18 protein-coding genes and 1 pseudogene are annotated in these 23,094 nt (G+C 64.5%); 6 read left to right on the top strand and 13 right to left on the bottom strand.

Annotated elements, in window-relative coordinates:
• Positions 1-39 precede the first annotated feature (39 nt).
• Positions 40-1,451, bottom strand: a pseudogene (locus AC6HZP_RS23525) (DUF1254 domain-containing protein); the annotation flags it as partial.
• Positions 1,452-1,606: 155 nt separating this feature from the next.
• Entirely contained in the window at positions 1,607-3,586 is a 1,980-nt protein-coding gene (locus AC6HZP_RS23520) for an alkyl/aryl-sulfatase (protein WP_497524796.1), read from the bottom strand.
• Positions 3,587-3,903: 317 nt separating this feature from the next.
• Here AC6HZP_RS23520 and AC6HZP_RS23515 point away from each other — a divergent pair, with 317 nt between their 5' ends.
• On the top strand, positions 3,904-4,674 hold the full coding sequence (locus tag AC6HZP_RS23515; protein WP_497524795.1) for a 2-keto-4-pentenoate hydratase: 771 nt from the start codon (positions 3,904-3,906) through the stop codon (positions 4,672-4,674).
• Positions 4,675-4,714: 40 nt separating this feature from the next.
• Here the strand turns inward: AC6HZP_RS23515 and AC6HZP_RS23510 are convergent, their stop codons facing one another.
• The 3 genes from AC6HZP_RS23510 to AC6HZP_RS23500 form a co-directional block, all read right to left on the bottom strand.
• The gene (locus tag AC6HZP_RS23510; protein ID WP_497524794.1) at positions 4,715-5,044 is read right to left on the bottom strand and encodes a DMT family transporter; all 330 of its coding nucleotides are present in this window, start codon (positions 5,042-5,044) and stop codon (positions 4,715-4,717) included.
• Positions 5,045-5,108: 64 nt separating this feature from the next.
• The gene (locus AC6HZP_RS23505; RefSeq protein ID WP_497524793.1) at positions 5,109-5,315 is read right to left on the bottom strand and encodes a hypothetical protein; all 207 of its coding nucleotides are present in this window, start codon (positions 5,313-5,315) and stop codon (positions 5,109-5,111) included.
• 26 nt (positions 5,316-5,341) lie between these two features.
• Positions 5,342-6,739 carry an MFS transporter gene (locus AC6HZP_RS23500; protein WP_497524792.1) on the bottom strand — a complete coding sequence of 466 codons (1,398 nt, stop codon included), beginning with the start codon at positions 6,737-6,739 and terminating at the stop codon, positions 5,342-5,344.
• A gap of 99 nt (positions 6,740-6,838) precedes the next feature.
• On the opposite strand from AC6HZP_RS23500, the gene AC6HZP_RS23495 reads away from it, so the two are divergent.
• Entirely contained in the window at positions 6,839-7,705 is an 867-nt protein-coding gene (locus AC6HZP_RS23495; protein WP_497524791.1) for a LysR family transcriptional regulator, read from the top strand.
• A 617-nt stretch (positions 7,706-8,322) separates the two neighbouring features.
• Entirely contained in the window at positions 8,323-9,273 is a 951-nt protein-coding gene (locus AC6HZP_RS23490; RefSeq protein WP_497524790.1) for an alpha/beta hydrolase, read from the top strand.
• 26 nt (positions 9,274-9,299) lie between these two features.
• Here AC6HZP_RS23490 and AC6HZP_RS23485 read toward each other — a convergent pair whose 3' ends face one another.
• A complete protein-coding gene (locus tag AC6HZP_RS23485; protein ID WP_497524789.1) occupies positions 9,300-9,422 on the bottom strand; it encodes a hypothetical protein in 123 nt (40 codons plus the stop codon).
• A gap of 261 nt (positions 9,423-9,683) precedes the next feature.
• Here AC6HZP_RS23485 and AC6HZP_RS23480 point away from each other — a divergent pair, with 261 nt between their 5' ends.
• The 3 genes from AC6HZP_RS23480 to AC6HZP_RS23470 all read left to right on the top strand — a co-directional run bounded on the left by AC6HZP_RS23480 (position 9,684) and on the right by AC6HZP_RS23470 (position 13,883).
• Positions 9,684-10,721 (top strand): SphA family protein, encoded by a 1,038-nt coding sequence (locus tag AC6HZP_RS23480; protein ID WP_497524788.1) that lies wholly within the window; start codon positions 9,684-9,686, stop codon positions 10,719-10,721.
• A gap of 99 nt (positions 10,722-10,820) precedes the next feature.
• Positions 10,821-12,269 carry an arylsulfatase gene (locus AC6HZP_RS23475; protein WP_497524787.1) on the top strand — a complete coding sequence of 483 codons (1,449 nt, stop codon included), beginning with the start codon at positions 10,821-10,823 and terminating at the stop codon, positions 12,267-12,269.
• An 81-nt stretch (positions 12,270-12,350) separates the two neighbouring features.
• The gene (locus tag AC6HZP_RS23470) at positions 12,351-13,883 is read left to right on the top strand and encodes an arylsulfatase (protein WP_497524786.1); all 1,533 of its coding nucleotides are present in this window, start codon (positions 12,351-12,353) and stop codon (positions 13,881-13,883) included.
• Between the two features lie 436 nt (positions 13,884-14,319).
• On the opposite strand, the gene AC6HZP_RS23465 is transcribed toward AC6HZP_RS23470, so the two are convergent.
• The 7 genes from AC6HZP_RS23465 to AC6HZP_RS23435 form a co-directional block, all read right to left on the bottom strand.
• Complete coding sequence (locus AC6HZP_RS23465; RefSeq protein ID WP_497524785.1) at positions 14,320-15,126, bottom strand: ATP-binding cassette domain-containing protein; 807 nt, start codon at positions 15,124-15,126, stop codon at positions 14,320-14,322.
• Between the two features lie 2 nt (positions 15,127-15,128).
• Positions 15,129-15,821: a siderophore-iron reductase FhuF gene (fhuF, locus tag AC6HZP_RS23460; protein ID WP_497524784.1), complete on the bottom strand. Its 693-nt coding sequence runs from the start codon at positions 15,819-15,821 to the stop codon at positions 15,129-15,131.
• 17 nt (positions 15,822-15,838) lie between these two features.
• Positions 15,839-17,827 carry a Fe(3+)-hydroxamate ABC transporter permease FhuB gene (fhuB, locus tag AC6HZP_RS23455; protein ID WP_497524783.1) on the bottom strand — a complete coding sequence of 663 codons (1,989 nt, stop codon included), beginning with the start codon at positions 17,825-17,827 and terminating at the stop codon, positions 15,839-15,841.
• A 6-nt stretch (positions 17,828-17,833) separates the two neighbouring features.
• Complete coding sequence (locus tag AC6HZP_RS23450; RefSeq protein ID WP_497524782.1) at positions 17,834-18,730, bottom strand: ABC transporter substrate-binding protein; 897 nt, start codon at positions 18,728-18,730, stop codon at positions 17,834-17,836.
• Positions 18,724-21,141 carry a TonB-dependent siderophore receptor gene (locus AC6HZP_RS23445; protein WP_497524781.1) on the bottom strand — a complete coding sequence of 806 codons (2,418 nt, stop codon included), beginning with the start codon at positions 21,139-21,141 and terminating at the stop codon, positions 18,724-18,726. The genes AC6HZP_RS23450 and AC6HZP_RS23445 overlap by 7 nt, the downstream gene beginning before the upstream one ends.
• Before the next feature lie 196 nt (positions 21,142-21,337).
• Positions 21,338-22,330: a FecR family protein gene (locus AC6HZP_RS23440; protein ID WP_497524780.1), complete on the bottom strand. Its 993-nt coding sequence runs from the start codon at positions 22,328-22,330 to the stop codon at positions 21,338-21,340.
• 91 nt (positions 22,331-22,421) lie between these two features.
• Positions 22,422-23,000: an RNA polymerase sigma factor gene (locus AC6HZP_RS23435; protein WP_497524779.1), complete on the bottom strand. Its 579-nt coding sequence runs from the start codon at positions 22,998-23,000 to the stop codon at positions 22,422-22,424.
• Between the last annotated feature and the right edge of the window lie 94 nt (positions 23,001-23,094).

Raw genomic sequence — 23,094 nt, 5'->3', positions numbered from 1 at the left:
AGGAGAGGCCGGACGATGCGAGGCGTCAGCCGGCCGGGTTCATTTCACCTTGACGACGTCATCCAGCTTCCATGTCTGGTCGTAGAACTCGGTTCCCGCGCCATAGAGGCGGAAGGCGACCAGGAAATCGCGGCCGTCGACGGTCTGGATCCAATTGGAAGCCGGCACATCGGCCGGCCTGCTGGGGCCGAAATAGAGATCGATCGTGCCGTCGTCGTTCTTGGTGACCTTGTTCATGCCGTTGATCGACGGCAGCAGCTGCGCCGCCTCGGTCATCGTGCCATCCGTGATGTTGTAGGCCGTCGCCGCCCAGAACAGCGCTGCGGGAGGATTGGCCGGCACATGGAGCCTGTAGGTCTGTGATCCGTGCAGGAAATCGCCGTCTGCATCGCGGAACGTGAAGGGATATTTGGAGCCGGCACCGATGGAGCGCATGACCATGGCGGGCGCGGAAGCATAGGCGACCTGGAAATAGGTCGCGCGCTGGACGAAGTCGATGTAGCCGTCCAGCAGCCACTCCGCTGTCAGTCCGGCCCAGGCGTTTTGCCACTGGCGATCGGGATAGTAGAGGTTTCGCTTGTCAGCCCTTCCGATCTGGCGCGAGGCCAGTATCATCTTCGGCGCGGTTTCTACCGCCCGCTGCAGGATTTCCTTCTGCTTCGCGGTCGGCTCGAAGGGTTGGCCCTTGACGATCCCGATATTGGCCAGCATGCCGCGAACCCGCGGGTCGATCGCGGCGTCCGGCTCATAGTCGACGAACGCCTTCAGCTTGGTCCAGTAGCTGTTGTCCGTTGGATACATCATGTTGATATGCTTGCCGCTGCCGTTCGGAAACTGCATCGGCTTGACGTCTTTTTCCATTGCCAGAGCGGATAGACCCGCGTCTGTTCAGCCAAGGCCACGGCGGGAGCTGGATCCGGGCCATTCTCGCCCGGCTTCATGATGGTGCGGAAGAACAGGAACACGTTGTAGGTCGGTGACTTGAAGGCGAAATAGCTCTGTGGAACCTCGCCTGTGTAGTCGGGCGGCAGAAGCAGATAGAGACCGCCCCGCGCCCGATCGGGCCCGATCGCCCCGACATCGGTGATCGTGTTCTGGAAGAAGTCGGTGAACATGCCGATCACGTTCGGCGGGGCGGCGACGACGAGCGGTCCGGTCTGTTTCAGATCCAGATAGCTCATCGAATAGATGACGTCGGCGTTCGGGGTCGGAATCCAGGTGCGGCTGTCCATGCGATCCTTCCAGATCGGCAGGACGTTGTAGCCGGCGCCGAACGTCGCCTCTGAACCTTCCTTGATGCCGATGATATTCAGCACCGGCAGCATCGTGATGTAGGCTTGAATCGCCTGGTTGAAATACAGGTCGTCAACCAGCTTTTCAGCCTCGGCCTGTGGAAGCCAATTGCCATTGTTGATTTGTTGGACCAAGGGTGGAGCAGTCGATTCTTGGGCCAAGGCTGAAAGAGTTGACGCGTCCCAAATCAGGGCGATCGCGATCGTCCAATACGTAATTCTCGCTCGCATCGGGCACTCCATTTGAGGTAATTTGCCTAATACGTCTTGAGGAGACCCTCGTGCCGCCAGGGCGACGCGAGGGTTAGATTTGTTCACGGCGTGACGATGTTGAACCAGAATTCGAAATTGTCGAGCATCGACACGAGCTGGGGCAGCTTGCCGGCGTCGCCGGTCACCTTGACGCTGCCGTCGGCGGTGGCCTTGTCCAGCGTCGTTTCGCCGAGCACGATCCCGTTGAGGCTGTCACGGGTGAGCGTGATCGTGGCGTCGGGATTGGCGGCCTGCTTGTTCGCGGTGTTGTTGAGCACGCCGTTTTCGAGCTCGACCAGATACTTGCCGTCCGGGCCGAAGTCGAAGTTGAGCGCCATCTTCGCGTCGCCCGCCTTGTCCGCGTTGAGGCGGACGCCGAGATAGTCGAAGAAAAGCTCGAGCGACATCGCGCGGACCGTGTCCGGGCTCGCCGTGTTGGGGGTCGGCAGCTTCTGGACGCCTTCGCGAAGCTCCTTGGCGCCGGTCAGGTAGAAATTGCGCCACGGGCCGGACTCGGCCTGGTAGCCCTGCTGCTCCAGCGCGTCGGCGACGAGGTTCTTGGCCGCCTGGTTGCTGGGATCGGCGAAGACGACGTGGTTCGCGACCTGCGCCACCCAGCGATAGTCGCCCTGGTCATAGGCCTTCTTCGCCTTCTCGAGCACCGCATCGGCGCCGCCCATGAACTCGACATATTTCTTGCTGGCTTCGACCGGCGGCAGTTCGTGCAGGGTGGACGGGTTGCCGTCGAACCAACCGAGATAGAGCACATAGGTCGCGGCGACGTCGTGATAGACCGAGCCGTAATAGCCGCGATTGGCCCAGAATTTCGCCAGGTTATCGGGGAGCTGGAACGCCTCGGCGATCTCCCGCATGGTCATGCCCTGGTTCACCATGCGCAGGGTCTCGTCGTTGATGAAACGATAGAGATCGCGCTGCTTCTCCAGCAGGTTGACGACGTTCGGGTTGCCCCAGGTCGGCCAGTGGTGCTGGGCGAAGATCACCTCCGCCTTGTCGCCCCACATCGTCAGTGCCTCGTTCAAATATTTCGACCAGGGCAGCGGCTCGCGGATCTTGGCGCCGCGCAGCGAATAGGTGTTGTGCAGCGTGTGGGTGGCATCCTCGGCCGCGGAAATTGCCTTCTTCTCCTCGATGAACCAGAGCATCTCGGAGGGCGCCTCGGATCCGGGCGCCATCAGGAATTCATAGGTCAGCCCGTCGATGGTCTCCTTCTGCCCGGTCTTGGTGATGATGTCGGTGGGTGGGATCAGGGTGACCGTGCCGGCGGATGTCGTCGTGCCGAGGCCGGCGCCAACCTGGCCCTTCGGATCGGGCTTCAGGAGATTGCCGTACATGTAGCTCGCGCGGCGGCTCATCGCCGTGCCGGCCATGACGTTCTCGGCCACCGCCGCTTCGAGGAAGCCCGACGGCGCATAGATCTTGACCTTGCCGGAGGCGACGTCCGCCTCGTCGACGACGCCCCGGACGCCGCCATAATGGTCGACATGGCTGTGCGTATAGATGACGGCCTTCACCGGCTTGTCGCCGCGATGCTTGCGGTAGAGATCGAGGCCGACCTTCGCCGTCTCGGCCGAGACGAGCGGATCGACGATGGTGATGCCGTCCTTACCCTCGATGATCGTCATGTTGGAGAGGTCGAGGTTGCGGATCTGGTAGATGCCGTCCGTCACCTCGAAGAGGCCGCTGATGTTGATGAGCTGCGATTGCCGCCACAGGCTCGGGTTCACCGTCGCCGGCGCTTCGACGCCCTCCTTGATGAACCCGTATTGCTGCGGATCCCAGATCGGGTTGCCGGACTGGCCCTTGATCAGCTCCGGCGGCAGGGGCGCGATCAGGCCCCGCTTCGCGTCCGTGAAGTCGGTGGTGTCGTCGAAAGGCAGGAACTTCAGTAGTTCCGCATTGGCCGCCCGAGTGGCGTCCGTTGCGTCCTTGGCGCGTTCGGTGCCCTGCGAAAGGGCGGGAGCCGAACTGCCGGCGACAAGTGCGAGGATGGACAGTCCTCCCAGAAATTTCCCTACGTGCATTACCGTCAACTCCATCCAGTGAATGAGTCTTCTTGGACGATCAGGCTATCTTCGAGAAACATTGGCAAACTATAAGGGATAATTACGAATGTCTACTGCTCCTCGGCGCGCTTAATGAGGCGAACCTGCGAAACGTCCGCGTAGGTACTTCGGTTCCTCAACGTCAGGATCTTGAATAGAGACGGTGGAGATCGGGCGTCGTCGCCATGGCAATCGGCATCATCCGGACCTGCTGATCGCGAGGCCTTCCATTTTGTCGGCGCGCGGATAGGCTTCTGCCGTGTGCTGGCTCCAATCAGCCCGCGAGAGGTGAAACCATGAGATCTGACGATCTCGGAAAGCTCGCTTCTGCCCTCGCCGCCAACCGCACCCTCGGGATCGTGTCAGAGATTCCGCTCGAGGGGATCGGGGATGCGACGGAGGCCCAGGCGCTTCAGTCAGCTGCGCTCGAGGCGTTCTGTGCGGATCTTGATGGCTATGCCCTCGTCGGCGCCAATCCGGTCTGCCGTCGCAGCCTCGGCCTCACTCAGCCGATCTTCGGGCCGATTGCTGAGAGTGCGCATGGGCCGGACCGCGTTCTCTTCCATCTCCCGAAGGGAATTCTTGGCGCGCAGTGCGAGCTCGTGTTCCAGATGGCGCGCGCGTTTCCCGGGTACGGCGAGAAGGCCGACCGCGCGTCGGCGGCATCCGCGATCCTTACCTGTCAGCCCGCCATCGGACTGCTTGGTCGGCGCGTGTTGCATCCTCCCGGCAACGATCTCACCGCCTGGGCTGATTTCGCGCTGCACGTCGTCACGCTGTGCGGCCGGCACGCAGCTTCGCCGGATTTGATGGATCTCGACCGAGTAGTTGTCGTGGCGCGGATCAACGGCCGAGAGGTCGCACGCGCTGCCGCGTCCACCATCTTCGGTCACCCGCTGGACGCAGTCGTCTGGTTGGCCCAGAAGCTTGTCGAACAGCAGAAGCAACTGAATGCCGGTGATCTCGTCGCCACGGGATCCTGCACGCCGATCCTGCAGGTCCTGCCGTGGCAGGAGCTGGAAGTCGATTTCGGCCCGATCGGCCAAGCCCGGGCCAGCTTTAGCTAGGCGGTCTGGGGCGAGCGCCGAGTTCGGCGCCGGTCGCGCCTTACGCCTTCGTCTCGGATGAGACCAGTTTCAAGCCGACGATGCCTGCGAGGATGAGCAGAAAGCACAGCACTCGGAGGGCGCTTCGATCCTCGCCCAAGACCATAACGCCATAGAGGGCTGTCCCGATCGCGCCGATGCCAACCCAAACGGCGTAGGCGGTGCCTACCGGGATCGTCTTGGTCGCGAGCGAGAGGAAATACATACTCACGGCGATGAACGCCACGCAGAACAGGCTCGGCCCCAACCGGCTAAAGCCCTCAGTCCTTGGCATTGCCGCCGCGTAGAAGATTTCAGCGCAGCCAGCGAGAGCCAAGTAAATCCAACCCAATGCACCGTTCCTTTTTTGATTCTGCGTCTGATGAGGTTCTAGCAAGGTCGATGCCGGTTTGCTTCTACCCTTGGTTTCTGATCGCGCGAATAATGACCGCCGCCGGTCCACTGCCAACGCCGGCCGCACTCGCCAACTGAACTTCCGAGCGGCGCACCACTCGCAGCGAGGTCAGTTTCAGCTCGGCAAGATCGAGACCGTCAAGTCCAAAGCCGTCGCCGAAGCCTCGAAGCGGCTCGAGGACCATGGCTAGTCGCTCGTCGATGAGCACGCCGGGCTCGCGAAACGGGTCGAGGCCTATGCGTTGCGAACCGTGCTCGCCTGATCAAGGACGGCAAGTCTGTTGAGGCAGAGGAACGAGAGCGCAGCGCCGAGAAACAGCAGCATAACAGCGACTATGAGCGAGAGATGCATGCCATGCATGAACGCGGACGGTGCTGTCTCGCGCACGAAATAGCCGAACGTCGCGACGCCGAGCATGCCGCCGACTTGCCGCGCCGTGTTGAGAACACCCGACGCGATGCCCGCCCGTGACGGATCGACCGAGGAGAGAGTTACATTCGTCATTGTCGGCACCATCAGCGCGATGCCGCTTGCCGCCATCAGCATCGGCACGACCAGTTGCCAATAGGAGCCGCCAACGCTTACCGGGAGCAGCAGAAGATATCCGGCCGCTGCCAGAACGAGGCCGAACACCATGAGCCGGCGCGCGCCAAGGCGCGTGATCAATCGACCTGCGATGATGTTCACGACCATGAGGACAACGGTCATCGGCAGGAAGGCCATGCCGGTTTCCTGCGGCGAAAGATGTTGCTCCAGTTGGAAGAACAGGCTGAAGACGAAGATCAGACCGTAGTAGGCGAAGTTGACGATGATGCCGGTGATCGAAGCGATCGAGAAGGCGGAACTGCAAAAGAATGACAGCGGCAGCATCGGCGCGCGGCTTTTCGCCTCGATCAGAATGAAGCCGATTGCGGAAAGCACGGACGCGATAAGGGCCACGAGAATCCGTGGATGCGTCCAGCCGAGATGCGCCGCGTCCGTCAGCGCTGTTGCCAGCGATGCGAGCGTAATGATGGCGGCTGCCTGCCCGGGCATATCGAGTGAGCGCCCCTCGTTTCTGGGACTTGGCGTGGAATAGCGCAGGATCAGGACCAGGCCGAACAGCCCGACCGGAATGTTGATCAGGAAGACGCTGCGCCAGCCCAAATGCGTCACCAGGAAGCCACCGACCACGGGGCCGGCCGCCAGTGCAATGCCGCCCGCGGCTCCCCACCAGCCGACTGCGCGGTTGCGCTGTTCCTTGTCGGGAAATGCTTGCTGCAGCAACGACAACGAGTTCGGAACCAGCAGCGCGGCGCCAACGCCTTGTGCGAGCCGCGCCACAATCAGCGTCGCCAGCGTCGGCGCCAGACCGCAAGCAAGCGAAGCGAGCGTGAAGAGAACGAAGCCGGAGATGAAGATTGCCCGCGCGCCAAAGCGGTCTCCCAGGGTTCCGGCCATGAGCAGCAGTGCGGCAAAGATGAGCGTGTAGGCGTTGACGACCCATTGGAGGCCGGCGACATCGGTGGAGAAGCTGGTGCGCAAGGCATCGAGTGCGACGTTGACGACGCTGACGTCGAGAAGAACGACCACGAACCCAATCGAAGCGGCGGCAAGCGTGATGCGTGGGTGTATGGGGAGAGAGACAGACATCGAGACAACCCTGCGAAGATGATTTGTCTCGAGAATACGCCGATGCATTATGTGCGGAAATTCGGTACTTATGCCAGTATACCTTGAGAAATCGCACAGATGGCCGATTGGGAAAATCTTCGTCATTTCCTGGCAGTGGCACGCAGCGGCACCCTGTCCGGCGCGGCGCGTGCCTTGAAGGTGGACCACGCCACGGTGAGCCGTCGGCTGGCGGCGCTCGAAACGGAACTGGATGTGGCGCTGATCGACCGCCTGCCACGGTCCTGTCGCTTGACGACGATTGGCAAGCAGGTCTTCGATCAAGCCGTCACGATGGAAAGTGCAGCGGACGGTGTTGCCCGGATCGCCCGGGCTGCGCATGCGCCGCTTATCGGCAAGGTCACGCTCAGCGCGCCGCCTGTGCTGGCGGCGCATCTGCTAGCGCAACACTTGGCGCACTTCAGATCTCGCTATCCGGATATCCGTCTTTCTCTCGCGGCGCAGGCGCAGCAGGTTTCGCTCAGTCGCAGGGAGGCGGATGTGGCTCTCCGGTTGGTGCGGCCCGAAGAGACCGATAGCTTCGCACGAAAACTCGGGACGATGGCATTCGGCCTCTACATGCGCCGCGACTATGCGCATCGCGATGCGCCTGAACGCTGGCAGTTCATCGCTTACGACGAGAGCTTTGAGGACATGCCGCAGCAGAAATGGTTGCTCGGCATTGCCGGCGCACGGCCGGTCGCGTGCGAATTGAACGACATCGGCGGGCATCTCATTGCCGCGCAGGCGGGGGCTGGGGTCGCCGGGCTGCCCTGCTTTTTGGGAGACGCTGACCCGGACCTCGTGCGGATTGGGGAGGACATTCCATTCTTCTCCCGGGACATCTGGCTTCTCGTGCATCGCGACTTGCGCAAGACACCCTCCATCCGTGCGGTGATGGATTTCGTCGTCGCGCTCGTCACTCAGCATGGCGGCTTTTCCGCGTGATCAGGCCGCCCGGGAGAGCGTCAAATACAGAAGCCGGGTTGATATCTTCCGGGCACTCCATGTCCGCTGATCCTGTCGATCAACGATTGCCCGGAGACGCGCGTGATCTTCGGCCGGTTCCGCCTCGAGGAGGTGATGGTGACCTATTCCGTGGCTGGGCACTCCGGTCAGAGGAAGGGAAGGGCAGGGCGAGCTCATCGTCTCGAATTGATGGTGCTCGATACCCAAGAAAAGGCCTCCCGTCCCTGGGACGGGCGGCCTTTTGTCGTTTTCTGTCGGCGAAGGGGAGCCGGTTGGTCCAGGCGCGCGCCGTATTGTGGGCCTATCACCGCTGCTTCGCCGCAGGAAACTTTGCTCTCGATCGGGAACAAAATGGTTCACCCATCGCGAGCCTTCCTCCCGATTTCGCCTATCCTTCGATCATTCGGCAGGACGTCGCTGCAACTCGCTCTGTCTTCCGCTGGGACGCAGAGTAGTTCGGCAGCAAAATCGTAGTCTTGAAGCGTCATCGGTCGCATCTGGCGGTGGTGGCGCGCCGAGAAGGTGTGCCTATTGCTTGGGAAGTTCGAATAATCCGGGCTCCGGCGGAGCCCCTGCGAGAAGGACGGGACGCGAAAATGGCCAGCAAGGAATCGGAAGCGCTGTCGACTCTCTACAAGGGCTGGATCGACACTCTGGAAAACAATCCGGACCTGCCGATCGACGACGTGCGACGGCTCTTCGAGCATTGGGGCGACGTTACGGGCGAGCCGGGAGGCGTCGATTATAGCGAGGTGGACGCCGGCGGCGTGCCGGCGCTCTGGGCGGTGCCGAAGGGCGCGGCGGCCGATCGCGTGCTGCAGGCGACACATGGCGGCGGTTATGTCGTCGGCTCCCCCTACAGCCACCGCAAGCTGTTCGGCCATATCGCCAAGGCCGTCGGTGTCCCCGTTCTCATCATCGATTATCGGCGTGCGCCCGAACATCTTCATCCGGCTCCGGTCGAGGATGCCGTCCGCAGCTATCAGTGGCTGCTCGGCCAGGGCTTTCGCCCCGAGCATATCGGCCTGATCGGCGATTCGGCCGGCGGCGCGCTGGCCGTAACCACGCTGCTGCTGCTGCGCGAGCGGGGACTGCCGCTCCCGGCGGCAAGTGTGCCGCTGTCACCCTGGACGGACCTTCTGGTAACGGGCCAGTCGGTCGTCTCGAATCACGAGAAGGACCATTTCGTGAAGCGGCACGTGATCGACAATCTCTCCGCCACCTATCTCGGCGACGACGGCACATCGCCCAAGCGTCGCGACCCGCTCGTCAGCCCGCTCTACGCCGATCTATCGGGCCTCCCGCCGCTTTTCATTCAGGTCGGCGGCGACGAGACGCTGCTCGACGATGCCGCGCGGCTGGCAGAGGCCGCGCGCGCTGCCGGGGTCGAGGTTCGCTACGACGTCCACCCGGAACAACAGCATGTTTTCCACTTCCTCGCAGGGACCGCGCCGGAAGGCGACAAGGCGGTTCAGGACATCGCGCAGTGGCTGCGGCCACGCCTCGGCCTCGACCAGGCCGAGGAGCGCGCCGCCGCCGCGGAATAGCGCGACACCGGCCGTCCGGCCGCATGCTATTTTGTCCTCTGGGGGATCGGCGTTGATACAGAGAAAGGCTCGCTTAGGCGGGCCTTTTTCGCCTCGGGGATCACGACGAAGCGGTCGCCGCTGGGCGTGATGATGATTTGCTTGTCCATGTCGACCTTCCCTTAGACCAAGATCGGAAACGAACGGAGGCGGCACTTCCATAGTGCCTTGGCTCGCGTCAAGGCAACGCAGAAGAGACGACCCGGAGTAGGTGCAAGGACTATGACCGCAATCCCGGTTGCCGGTCGGCAACACGACCCGGGAGCCCGATCGTCTATGCGCGACTTTAAACTGCTCGGCCCGATGGTGTTGTGATACATTGGCAGTGGACTTGCCGGCACTGGTCAGGGGTAGCGCACGAGGCGGATATCATGCGGTTCCGAGGTGCTCTGACGCAATCCGACTCGATACCAGGACAGGCAGCGGCGCTCGTGCCGCAGGCGGCGGTCAGGACCGGATGCCCTTGGCTTGCTGTCCTGATTGCGTTGGCGGTGCTGGCAACTACGGGACAGGCCGCGTACGCGGACGAGGGCGGTGTCAGCTTTTGGCTACCCGGACAGTACGGCAGCTTTGCAGCCGTCGCGCCCGCCCCGGGGTTTTCGTTGTCAGCGGTGTCCTACTTCTATTCGGGCAAGGCGGGCGGGGATGTGTCGCTAAACCGCGGGGACGCGCTGAGCTTCGGTGTCGACACCGATTTCTTCGCCCAGTTGATCGTGCCGACCTACACCCTTGACACGACGATCCTGGGTGGACGCCCAAGCTTTTCGCTGGGCTTTTTCCCAGGCTGGAACCAGACGTCTGCCGACGTCGGGATCGGAGCGCTGTCGGCGGCCCGGACCGATGACGTCACCGGCTTCGGGGATCTCTATCCCACGGCGCAGCTGTTCTGGAACAGCGGCGTTCACAACTGGATGACCTATGTCACCGGCGATATCCCGGTGGGCTCCTATGACCCCAACCGGCTCGCCAATCTGGGTCTCGGACATGCCGCGATCGACGTCGGTGGCGCCTACACCTATCTCAATACCGCGACCGGCTTGGAGTTCTCGGCGACCGCCGGCCTGACCTATAACTTCGAGAATCCCGATACGGACTATCGCAACGGCATCGATTCACATCTGGATGTCGGCATATCGCACTTCCTGAACGAGAAGCTCTTCGTCGGCGCCGTCGGCTTTGCCTATGTGCAGCTGACGCCCGACAAAGGGGCGCCGGCGGCGTTGGGCGGCTTCGAGGGACGCACTTTCGGGATCGGTCCGCAGATCGGCTACAACTTCACCGTCCAGGGCAGGACGATCTTCACCAACCTGCGCGGCTATCTCGAGTTTGACACCGAGAACCGAACCAAGGGCGGGAGCGTGTACCTGACTGTCAACCTCCCGTTTTCAGCGCCGGCGAAGGGGAACTGAGGACGAGCGTCTCGGTCCGCCCTCCATCTGTTCGTACTCTTGCCGCCTGCCCAAGCGCAGCGAATTCCGCGGCAAGGCAATCGCCAGGAGGAAGCCACGATGAAGCTTAGCGCAAGGCTGCTTTCCCTCGGTTGCGCTATGATCGGCGCGACGATGGCTCCCGCCCTGCCGGCGACGGCGCAGGAGCAGAAGCCCAACATCGTCTTCATCCTGCTGGACAACACGGGCTGGGGCGATCTCGGCGTCTATGGCGGCATGACGCCGACGCCGCGCATAGACAAGCTCGCGAACGAAGGCATTCGCTTCAACAGCTACTATGTCGAGGCCCAATGCACGCCGACCCGCTCGGCCATCATGACCGGACGCCAATCCGTGCGATCAGGAACATATACTGTGCCCTTGCCGGGTACGGGTCCCTACGGCCTTTCGCCCTGGGAGCACACGCTTCCCGAGCTCCTGTCCGAAGCTGGTTACGCCACCGCGCTCTATGGCAAGTGGCATCTCGGCGAAGTGCCGGGCCGACTGCCGAGCGACATGGGCTTCGACGAGTGGTGGGGCATCAAGAACTCCTGGGACGAGGCAGGCTACACGTCCTATCCGCTCTTCAAGGAGTCCGGCGTGGAAGTGCCGATGATCTGGCAAGGACGAAAGGGCGAGGCTTCAACCCCGGTCATGCCGCTCGATCTGAACGTTCGACCGATTGTGGACGAGAAATACATCATCCCCAAGACGGTGGAATTCATCCAACGAGAAGCAGCCGCCAAGAAGCCCTTCTTCGTCTATGTCGGCTATTCGGAGATGCACCCGCCGGCCATCCCCAATCCTAATTTTGCCGGCAAATCCGTCGAGCGCGGCGGCGCGTACTCCGATCTGGTCGGCGAAATGGATGTTCGCGTCGGTCAGATCCTCGATGCCGTCAAGCAGGCGGGCATCGATAACGACACGATGGTCATTCTGAGCAGCGACAACGCGACAGCTCCTAGCCTGGTTGCTGGAGCGGGCGGCGGATCGGACGGACCGTTCCGTGGCGGCTTCTTCACGCCGCCCTTCGAAGGAAGCATGCGCACCCTCGCCATGGTTCGGTGGCCCGGGCACGTTCCGACCGGGATCGTCACGCAGGAGATCCTGAGCGCCCATGATTGGCTGCCGACGCTCGCCGGCGTCGCCGGTCGAACGGATTTGGTCCCCAAGGACCGGCCGATCGATGGCATCGATGCCTCCGCCTTCCTGCTCGGCAAGAGCGCCACGACCGGCCGGGACAGCTATATGCAATTCGGCCCCGATGGAGAGCTGATGTCCGTTCGCTGGAAGGTCTACAAGACCATATTGCGCTACTCGGAGGGCGTGGACAAACCGATCGTCAAGCCACAATTCCCCATGCAGTTCGACCTGACCAGCGACCCGCACGAGAACTGGAACCTGTTCGATACGAAGCTGACCGAAGGCTGGAGCTTCGCGCCGGTCGCCCGCCTCATTGTCGCGTATGAGGAGAGCCTCAAGAAATATCCCAACATCCGTCCAGGCGAGGATTTCAAGGGCTACAAATAGCGGCCGCAGGGGGAGGGACACAGCGGCGGCATTCGTCGACGGCAGAGGGATTCCAACGGGATCAGATGTCCGAGATGGATCATGGAGAACACGATGCACCAGACTGTTAGGCGATCACTCGCAGTGCTGGCATTCGGGTCATCCTTGGCGGCCCTGCCTATGCCAAGCAGCGTGGCACTGGCGCAGCAAGACAAGCCCAATGTCGTCTTCATCCTCGCCGACAACGTCGGCTACGGCGATCTCGGGCCCTATGGGGGCGGCGAGTTGCGCGGCGCGCCGACGCCCAACATCGACCGGCTGGCGCGCGACGGGCTGCGGCTGACCCAGTACCTGGTGGAGCCTGCGTGCACGCCCAGCCGGGCGGCGCTGATGACGGGGCAATATTCGATCCGCAACGGGTTGTCGCTGATCGCCGTCGAGGGCAGCCCCTACACGCTGCCGAAGAACGCCTTCACCATGGGGGAGATGTTCAAGAGCGTCGGCTACGCCACGGCCATCTTCGGCAAGTGGCATCTCGGGTCCGCACCGGAGAGCCTGCCGACCAGCCACGGTTTCGACGAATTCTACGGCATCCCGCCGGATATCTCGTGGGATTCCGCTACCTATGTCGATACGGCCGAGATGACGCATTCCGTCGATGCTCCCCGTGACGAGCTGCTGCGCCTGGGGCCGCAGATCCAGGAGGCCGTCGCAGGCGGTCCGCTGAAGAACGTGAAGCCATACACGCCGGAAGTGCGCGCCGAGATCGACGTCGAGCTCACCGCCAAGTCGATCGACTTCATGGCGCGCGAGACCAAGGCCGGCAAGCCGTTCTTCCTCTATCTTCCCTTCTCCATGGGACATGTGCCGAACCTGCCTTCGGCATCGTTCAAAGGCAAATCGCGGATTGGCAATTATGGCGACAAGCTGATGGAGGGCGATTTCCACGTTGGGCAGATCCTCGATTCGTTGAAGGAACTTGGTATTGAGGACGACACCGTCGTTGTCTTTGCATCGGACAACGGACCGTTCGGTGAGACCGCCCGCGAATTCGGCAACGCCGGCACCCCGGACATGGGCAACGCCGGCCCGTTCCGCGGCGAACTTGGCGAGGTGACCGAAGGCTCGATCCGTACCGCCGCCCTGATCCGCTGGCCCGGCCACGTCGCGCCGGGGACCAGTTCCTACGCGATGTTTTCGATCATGGACTTCCTGCCGACCCTCGCCGACATCGTCGGCGCGAAGCTGCCGGCGGACCGCCCGATCGACGGCGTTGACCAGATCGATGTTCTGCTCGGCAAGAGCGCAACCGGTCATCGCGAGGCCCTGCTGAGTTTTGTCGGCGCTGACCTTCTGGCTGTGCGCTGGAAGCAGTGGCGGGCCTACTTCACCGCCGTTCATCCCACGGGCATCGGGCCGCAACGGCAGCCGGGTATTTTCTCCATGAATGCGCCTTTGGCCGGGTATCCGATCATCTACAACATCGAGATGGACCCGCACGAGGATCTCATCGTCGCCGGCATGTTCGCTTGGGCGTCCGGCCCCATTCTGAAGGTTGTGAAGGAATATGAGGCGACGCTGAAGGACCATCCCAACCCGCCAGCGCCAAACATCACGAACTTCAGCCAGAAATGAAGGGTCTGGCGGCTGGACGGCTCCGAACAGGCCGTTCGGCAAGGAGCGGAGGACATCGCGGCAATCGCCGACAAGGATCTCGGTTGTGCCTCGGGTCATCGCGGACCTCCCGCGGCGATCGCCGGCGCTGGCCGATCAATGCCGAACTCGTGCAGGATCGCCTCGAGCATCAAAGCGGCGGCGGCCCCCATACGGCGGCGTTCCACCGGCGATAGTCCGGCCAAGCCGCCTCGTCCGGCCTGCGCCCGACGCGTGGCTACGCCCATTGCCGCAGCTGCTGCCGCCAGAGATCCGGCGACGGCTCCGACGACGCGGCGCCGCGCCGAGCCGGCAGTTCCGGCCGCTTTCGCCGGTTGGAATCGGCGATCGCCTGCCGGAAATACCGAAGCGAATTCGGCAGCTGGAAGGTCTGCCTTCGCTGCGCCGCTCCCCCCTGTCAGCCGGGCAGAGCGATCGGCTTGCGGGTCGCCGGATGGGGCAGGACGTTCATGTCGATGCCGTAGATCTGGCGCAGCGTTTCCGGGTTCATGATCGCGTCCGGCGGCGCGTGCGCGACGATTTTGCCCGAATGCAGCGCGAGGATTTCGTCGCAGTGTCGGGCCGCCATGTTGATGTCGTGCAGGACGGTGACGACTCCCAGCCCCTTCTCATGCGCGAGGCGCCGGACGAGCGCCAGAACCTCGATCTGGTGGGCGATGTCGAGCGCCGAGATCGGTTCGTCCAGCAGCAGGCATTCGGCGTCCTGCGCGATCAGCATGGCAATCCAGGCGCGCTGGCGCTCGCCACCCGACAAGGTATCGACGAGCCGGCCGGCCAGCGGCGCAAGATCGGTGAGCGCGATCGCCTCCTCCACTTTCTCCCGATCCGTCGCGCCGAAGCGTCCGAGCGCGCCGTGCCAGGGATAGCGCCCGAGCGCGACCAGTTCGCGGACCAGAAGGCCGGGCGCGGCCGGGGTCTGCTGCGGCAGGAAGGCGACCCGGCGGGCGAAGGCCCGGTCGCCCCATTCCGACAGGGGGCGGCCCTCGAACCGCACCTGGCCCGACGTCGCCGCCTGCTGGCGGGCCAGGATCTTCAGCAGCGTCGACTTGCCGGAACCATTGTGGCCGATCAGCCCGATCATCCGCCGGGCCGGCAACGTCAAGGTCAGAGGCCCCAGCAATTGCCGTCCTTCGACGGCAAAGGATATCCCGTCGAGAGCGAAAAGCGGAGACGCGTCCTCGGGCCGCGGCGGTCGAGGGGACATGGTCAGGTTTCCTTTCTCGCCTGCGCGAGCGGGCAGCTCTTGCAGTAGCCGAGCGTCTCGATCGGGTAGCGCAGGCAGCAGACCCGGCGTCGTCGCGCGCCGCCGACATAGCGGATCGGTTCGAAGAGTGGGTTCCGGCTGCCGTCCGGCCGAAGGCGGGCGGCAAGCAGCGCCGCGCCCTGCGCGACGCCGGGATGGTCGGGTCCCAGCGATGCCTCGCATTCGCGCAGGACATTCTCGGCAACATTGCCGGCATTGCTCCAGAGCACCTTTTCCGGCAGGCCGCTGGTGGCGCGGACGGCGCGGATCAGCGGCGCCAGATGTTCCTCCGTCACCCGGGCGAACCGCGCCGCGGCGCTCGTGGGCGTGAAGCGGACGATGTCGGGACCGAGGCGGATGGCGGCGGTGTGCCCATCCTCGTCGAGGACGACGCCGATCCGTTCGAGTTCGACCGGCAGATCGAGATCGGCGAGAAGGTTCGCGGCCAGAACCGGCACCAGCAAGGTCGAGAAGTGCCATTTCGACCATTGCGTCGCGATCGCGGCCTTGTCGCCACCCGGGTATTTCCGGCCGAATTGCTCGAGGATGGGCCGCAGACGCTCCGTGTCGAGCAGCGCTTTGCCGGCAAGGAAGGGGCGCGGGTCGCTCTCCGGCACGAGCTGGGCGCCGTAGCGCTCCAGGGATCCGCGGAACACGGGGGCAAGTGCCGGAATCATCGCCGGGCCACCATCTGGACGAAGTAGAGGCCGCCGAGACCCGTCGCCACGAGACCGGCCGGGATCTGCCACGGAAACGCGATGTTGCGTCCGATCCAGTCGGCGAACACCATCAGTCCGCCGCCGATCAGCGCCGCCGCATAGATCCGCGGCAGGGCACGCCGGAAGGCGAACGTGCGCGCCATGTGCGGCGCCATCAGGCCGACGAAGGATAGCGGGCCGACCAGCAGGGTTGCGACCCCGGTCAGCGCCGCTGCCATGGCGATGATGCAGAAGCGGCTCCTTCCGATCGGCAGGCCGAGCCCGGCAGCGGAGGGGCGCCCCAGCGGCAGGATTTCGAGCCAGCGCCCGAGAAGCGGCAACAGGAGCAGCGCGAGGCAGGCGAGGACGGCGACGGTGCGCGCATCGCCGGCCGTGACCGAATAGGTCGAGCCGGAGAGCCAGCCGACCACGCGCAAGACGCGCATGTCGCCCAGGAAGAGCATGACCGATAGCGCCGAGGCGAGCAGCGTCGCCAGGGCTGCGCCCGTCAGCAGCAATTGTTCCGGCGCAAAGGCGGAGCGCCGGCTGAAGTTCAGAACGGCAAACAGGACCAGGGCTGCCGCAAGACCGGAAAGCAGCATCATCGCGCCGCGGTCGAGCGCCGGCAGGAAGAACGTGGCCACGAGCAAGATCAAACCGGCGCCGGATGAAATTCCGAGCAGTTCCGGACTGGCGACGGGATTGCCGGTCAGCCCTTGCAGGAGCCCGCCCGCAACCGCCAGCAGGAGGCCTGCAGAGAGTGCGGCGACGATGCGCGGTAGCCGCCAGGGGAGCAGCGCGGCCAGATCCTGGCCGCTGGCAAGCTGCCATCCCCCGGTCGTTCGGCCGAGCAGGAGGGAGACCGCCAGCATCCCGACCAGCAGGGCGATCAGGAACGCCACGCCGATCCGCGTCGCGTTGCTGCCGGTGGAAATGGGCAGGCCCGGCAAGGCGGCGGGCGCGTGGTTGGGTCGAGCCCGGCGCAGCAGGTAGATCAGGAGCGGCGCGCCGAGGAGCGGCGTCACGGCGCCGGCCGGGATTTCCATGCCGCCGGACAGCAGCATCAGGCCCTGGTCGGTGCAGGCGAGGAGGCCGGCCGCGATCAGCGAGCCGGCGAGCAGCCGCTCGGGGAGGCGCCTGGCGCCGCCAAACCGCGCCATGGCCGCGCCGGCGAGGCCGACGAAGCCGATCACGCCTATGGTGCCGGCCACGATGGCGCTTGCCAGCACGGCGCCGGCGATGGCAAGCGCGCGGGTCGTGCCGAGGGAAAGACCCAGCCCGCGCGCTCCGGCGTCATCCAGCTCGAGCAAGGCGAGCGGCCGCAGCAGCGCCAGGGTCGCCACCAGTGCGATGGCGAGGCGCGGCAGGATCTCGACGACGCCGCGCCAGCTGTTCTGGACCAGGGAGCCGGATTCCCAGACATAGAGTTCGCTGAGCGCATCGAAATGCACGAGGATCAGCATCGATCCGAAGGCGCCGAGAGACAGCGACAGGATCAGCGCCGAGAGGATCAGCGCCGCCGGCGAAAAGCCCTGGCGGCGGGCGAGCAGCATGACGATGAGCGTGGCCAGCGAGCCGCCGGCGAAGGCGATCACGTCCCAGCCGGCGACAAGAAGACCCGGCGCCCAGAGGATGGCGATGGCGAGCGCGCATTTGGCGCCTGCGAACACGCCGAGCGTCCCAGGCTCGGCCAGCGGATTGCGCAGCACCTGCTGGAAGACGACGCTGGCGAGCCCGAGCGCACCGCCGCACAGCAGGCTCATCACGAAGCGCGGCAGCACCGCATCGCGCGCGATGATCGCCTGCAGATCGGTCGGGTTGCCGAGCGACGCCAGCCATCGTCCGGCCGGAAGCACCTGCAGGAGGTTGAACGCCAGAAGCAGGGTGGCGCTCGTCACGAGGCCAAGGCCAAGGACAACCGCCCGATTTCGGCGCTCGGCCTGAGAGAGGATCGCCTCAGTCATATCGCTTCAGTCATGGCGAGGCAGTCCGTCGGCGAGTTGACGGGCAAAGCGGATCGCCGAGACGATGCCGCCGCTCGGATAGATGACGGGCATCTGGGTCACGCGTCCGGCGCGGACGGCGGGGAGAGCGTTCCAGAGTGCGCTATCGTCAAGCGCGGCGAGCGCCCGCGCCGTCTCGGCGCCCCGGTCGAAATGCACGATCCGCGCTTCCGGCTCTCCGGCCAGCTGATCGATGCCGGCCGATGTCACGCCGGAGGCGTTGACCCGGCCCTGCCAGGCATTGCGCAGGCCGAGCTGGCCCAGCGCATCGCCGATCATGCCGTTGCCGCCAAAGATGGAGACGTTGCGCCCGTTTTCGGCAAAGCGGCAGACATAGAGCGGACGCGCGGTGCGATCCGAAAGGGCGTCTTGCGCGGCGGCAAGCGTCGCGTGCAGCCGCTGCGTCCACCGTTCGGCCTCTTCGGTTCGGCCGAAGAGCTCGCCGAGCGCGTGGATTTGCCGGATGGCATTGGCGATGGCCGGCTCGGATCTGGACAGGGAATCGACGGATACCAGCGGGGCGATGCGCGACAGAATGCCGAGGCTGCCGGCCTGCCAGGAGGCGAGCAGGATCGCATCCGGGCTCATCGCGCGCAGGAGTTCCGCGTTCGGTTCGGTCAGGGGGCCGAGGTCGGGGGTATCGGCCGCCAGCGCCGGCTCCGCCACGAGACGGCGATAGAGCGGGACATTGGCGACGGCGAGCGGCGTGATGCCGAGCGTCAGCGTCAGTTCCGTCGCGAACAGATCCAGCGATACGACGCGGCTGGATGTTGCCGCCCGTGCCGGGGCTCCCGACAGGACGAAGGGGACGGCGAGCGCCGTCCCCAGGAGCCTGCGTCGCGAAAGGCCAGGCCTGACTACCATTTGTAGGAGAGCGTTCCGACGACGGACGCCGGCTCCCCGTAGCGGCAGCCGTCCGTGCCGGCGCAGGTATAGAACTTCTTGTCGAAGAGGTTCCTGGCGTTCAGCGTGAAGTCCAGTCCGTTATACTGCTTGCCGAGCGCGCTGAAATCGTAGCGAACCATGGCGTCGGCCAGCATGTAGCCGGGGACGTCGGCGTCATAGCCGAGTGTCTTGACGCTGTCGGGCATGCTGGTCTTGCCGACATAGCGCACGCCGCCGCCGATGGAGAGGCCGTCGAGGCCCAGTTCATCGAGCTTGTAGTCGGCCCACAGCGAAACGGCGTTGCGCGGAACCAGCGCGACCGCCTGGCCGATCTCGTAGCTGTTGGCGCTGTCGAGAATCTCGCTGTCGGTATAGGCATAGGCGCCGATGATGCCGAGGGCGCCGAATTCGGCGCGTGCCTCGAGCTCCAGGCCGCGCGAGCGCACCTTGCCGAGCTGGTAGGCGCTTCCCGTGGCGTCATAGCTGACGAGATTCTTCTGGGTCAGCTCATAGATGGCGGCGCTGAGGAGAAGGTTGCTGCCATCGGGCTGATAGCGAAGGCCCGCTTCATACTGCAGACCCTCGTTCGGCTTCAGCGCGTCGCCGGTCCGGCTGTCGGCGCCGACCTGGGGCGCGAAGGATTGGCTGACGCTGAGATAGGGGGCGAGGCCGTTGTCGAAGAGATAGACCACGCCGGCGCGGCCGGTCGCCTTCTGGTCGTCCTGATCGGTGACCTTGCCGTTCTGGTAGCTGGTCGACGTGCTGTCGGTCCAGTCCTGCCGGCCGCCAAGCACGAAGGCCCAGTTGTCGATCTTGATCTGGTCCTGCAGGTAGACGCCGAACTGGTTGCCGTCGCTGTCGCTGCCGCGGTTGGTCGGGCCGATGGCAGGGGAAGAACCGGAATAGACGGGATCGTCGATATCAAGCGGAACGTAGCCGGTGCCACGGAAACGCAGCGTGTCATAGCCGCGGCGATAATAGTCGAAACCCGCGAGCACCGTGTGCTCCGCCGGTCCCGTGGTGAAGCTCTTTTCCAGCGAGGTGTCGGTGGTGAAGCCGTAGGACTTCTCATCCCGCTTGCTGGCCAGCCGATAGAGCGTCCCGTTGCTGGTGACAGGCGCCAGATTGGCCATCATGTAGTCCCACTTGACGTCGGACTGGTAGTAGCGGGCGGCATGGCGCAGCTTCACATCGTTCTCGAACGTGTGCTGGAGATCGTACCCGACCGTAAAGAGGTCGCCGACATAGCGGTCGAAGCCCGGTTCGCCGAGGAACAGGTCGCGCGGGATCCTGCCGGTGCTGACATCCTGGTAGAGCAGCGGCGCGCTGAACTTGGTGTTCACATGCTGGTAGCTGGCCTGCAGCGTCAGCGACGTGGCGGCATCCGGGCTCCAGGTCAAAGCCGGGGCGATATAGACCTTGTTGTCCGGCGTCTGCTCGACCCAATTGTCGGCATCGCGCACGAGGCCGGTGAGGCGATAGCGCAGCGAGCCGTCGGCATTCAGGGCGTCGCTCAGGTCGAACGAAACCTGCTTGCGGTCATAGCTGCCATATTCGGCATTGATTTCGTGGAGCGGCTTGTCGGTGGGGCGCTTCGAGATGGCGTTGATGAGGCCACCGGGGGAGAGCTGGCCATAGAGAACCGAGGCGGCGCCGCGCAGGACTTCGACCCGCTCGAGACCATACGGCTCCTGGCCGCCGTCATAAACGTTGGACTGCAGCTTCATGCCGTCCCGCAGCATGCCGCCATTGCCGGTCGCGACGTTGAAGCCGCGCATCATGACGTCATCGACCATGCGGCTGAAGCTCTGCGACTGCATGCTGACGCCGGGGGTGTAGGTCAGGGATTCGGCGAGCGATGCCGGCTTCTGGTCGGTGATCTGGTCCCGGGTCACGACCGAGACGGATTGCGGGGTCTCGAGGATCGGCGTGGCCGTCCCCATGCCCGAGGCATTCTGGGTCGCGACATAGCCGTCGACCGGCCCCCACGGGCTCTCGCGCTGGCCTTCGACAACGATTGTTTCGAGAAGCTCGGTGCCTCTCGGGGCGACGGATGTCCCGTCATGCGCCGCCGAGGCAGAGAGGATGGTAACCGTGTTGGCGCCCGTGAAGCTGTAGCGCAGGCCCGAGGTTGCCAGCAATCGGGCCAGCGCCTGCTCCGTCGACATGGTGCCGGTCACGGCCGGCGCGGTATTGCCGGCGGCGACCGCGGTCTTGTAGGCGATCTGCACGCCGGACTGGTCGGCGAGGGCGCGCAGCGCCCGGCCGAGCGGCTGGCTCGGAATGTTGAAGTTGCGCATCTGGCTGGCCTCAGCTTCGGCCCGCGACACGGGCAGTGCCGGCAGCATCCCCATGCCCAGCGCCGTGCTCATCAGCATCGTCGCCAGCATGCCTCGATGCCGGAAACTGGTTTGCCCTGCCCGCGTCTTCATTCCGTACCGCCTCTTTCAGCCGAGATGGACCCCATGGATCCGACAGCGAAGAGAGTGGGTAGGAGTGATGCCTGGTCCCTTCATCGTCTTGACGGGCGAAGGGCGGCTTTGCCTAAACGGGGAGCCAAGATTTTTTTCGAGCGAGGCGCGGAACTCAGGAAATCAGCACGACGACGCCGGGGACGCGCCGAACGGAGAGGCCCTGGGTCCGGGCCAGCGCCCTGACGGCGGCGAGCGCCTGCCCGGTCGAGAAGATCGCGCTGACGGGCGTCGAGGACGATGCGTTCGGGGCGAGGACGATGCGTTCGGGCAGATAGCGGCCAAGCTCGGCGATGGCGCTGTCGAAGGGGCGTCCCTCGAATATGATCCGCCCGGAGCGCCAGGCGAAGACGGTGTCCGTTTCGATTCTGATGGCCGGATCCGGGAGGCCGCCCGCCGCATAGCGGGTTTGTTCGCTCGCCGCGAGGACAACGCCGCCATGCTCCGGCATGGCCGCCGCTTGCGGCGCTTGCTGACCCGATACGTGGACTTCCCCCTCGGCGACGGTCACGGTGGCGACATCGTCGAACGCCTGGACGGAGAAGACCGTGCCGAGCGCGTCGGTGTTGCCGCCCAGTGCCGCGACGCGGAAGACGGTCTCGCTGGGCTGCACCCGGAACTCGGCCTCGCCGCGCAGCAGTTCGACGAGGCGCAGGCCCGACTGGAAGCGGACGGCGATGCCGCTGTCGGTATTCAGGGCCGCCGTCGAGCCGTCGGGAAGGATGAACTCCGCGCTCTCTCCGACCCCGGTCCGGAAATCGGCGTTCCACCAGATTTCCAGCCGCGGCAATGCGATCACCGTCGCCGCTGTCGCCATCGCCGCGCCGCCGATCAGGAAGCCGCGTCTGCCGAGCGTCGGGCGTCGTGGCTCGCTTGCCGCGGTCAGCGCCGCGGGGCGCGCCCGCCGGGCGGGATCGAGCACCTGGAGTTCCTGCCAGAAGGCACGTTCGCGCTCGAACGCCTGCCGATTGTCGGGAGAACCGTCACGCCAAGCCTTGAAGCGTTCGATATCCGCGGCGCTGATCTCGCCCGAGTTCAGGCGCACGATCCAGTCGCGTGCGTCCATCGCGCTTCGGCGGTTTGTTTCGGGCTGTTTCTCGGCGTCCATGCGGGCGATGGTTGAGCTGAAGTGTGGCAGGTGGAGCTTGCAATTTATAGACGCGCGAAGATTGCCTTTGCCTAAAGACGCGGTCCTGATTTCATGTGCCGAATTCGTCGCGAACCGACGCGAGCCGCTCCAGCGCCCGGCGAATATGATAGTAGACCGCCTCGTCGCTGATGCCGAACTGGCTGGCAATCTTGCGGTGAGAGATGCCGTCGATCCGGTTCATCAGGAAGATCTGGCGGGTCCTCTCCGGCAACTGGTCGAGGACCGCCTCGACGGCCCGGATCGCCTCGCGCCCGATCAGAATCCGCTCCGGCGAGACGGCGTCCGACTGCTCCCAGAGGACCTCGTTCAGCTCCGTGTCGATTTCACTGCGCCGCCGTTCCTTGCGATGCTGGTCCGTCAGGGCGTTGCGGGCCACCTGGGTGATGTAGCCGCCGGGATTGTCGATCGGGACGTCGCTGCGCGCCTTGTCCAGCTTCAGCCAGGTGTCCTGCAGGACATCTTCCGCCTGCGCGCGGGATCCGGTGCGTGCGTGGGCCGACGACTCCAGCCGGGGCCGAAGCAGAAGAAACGTCGTCAGGAGTTTGCCGAAATGCCGCTTGTCCAATTTGACCCGAGGGACGCGCCATGGGAGATGTACCATGGCGCCTAACGGATCGAAGAAAATCAAGCAATCGCAATAATTTGGACATGTTCCAGACTGCTTGGTGATAACACGACTGATAGTCAGCCTTAGTGATTGATATTGCTCCAGCCTCCGACGA

This window comes from Kaistia sp. SLG-1, from assembly GCF_059699055.1.
Note: the sequence above shows the minus strand (reverse complement) of the source record. Positions and strands in the feature narration are given on the sequence as shown.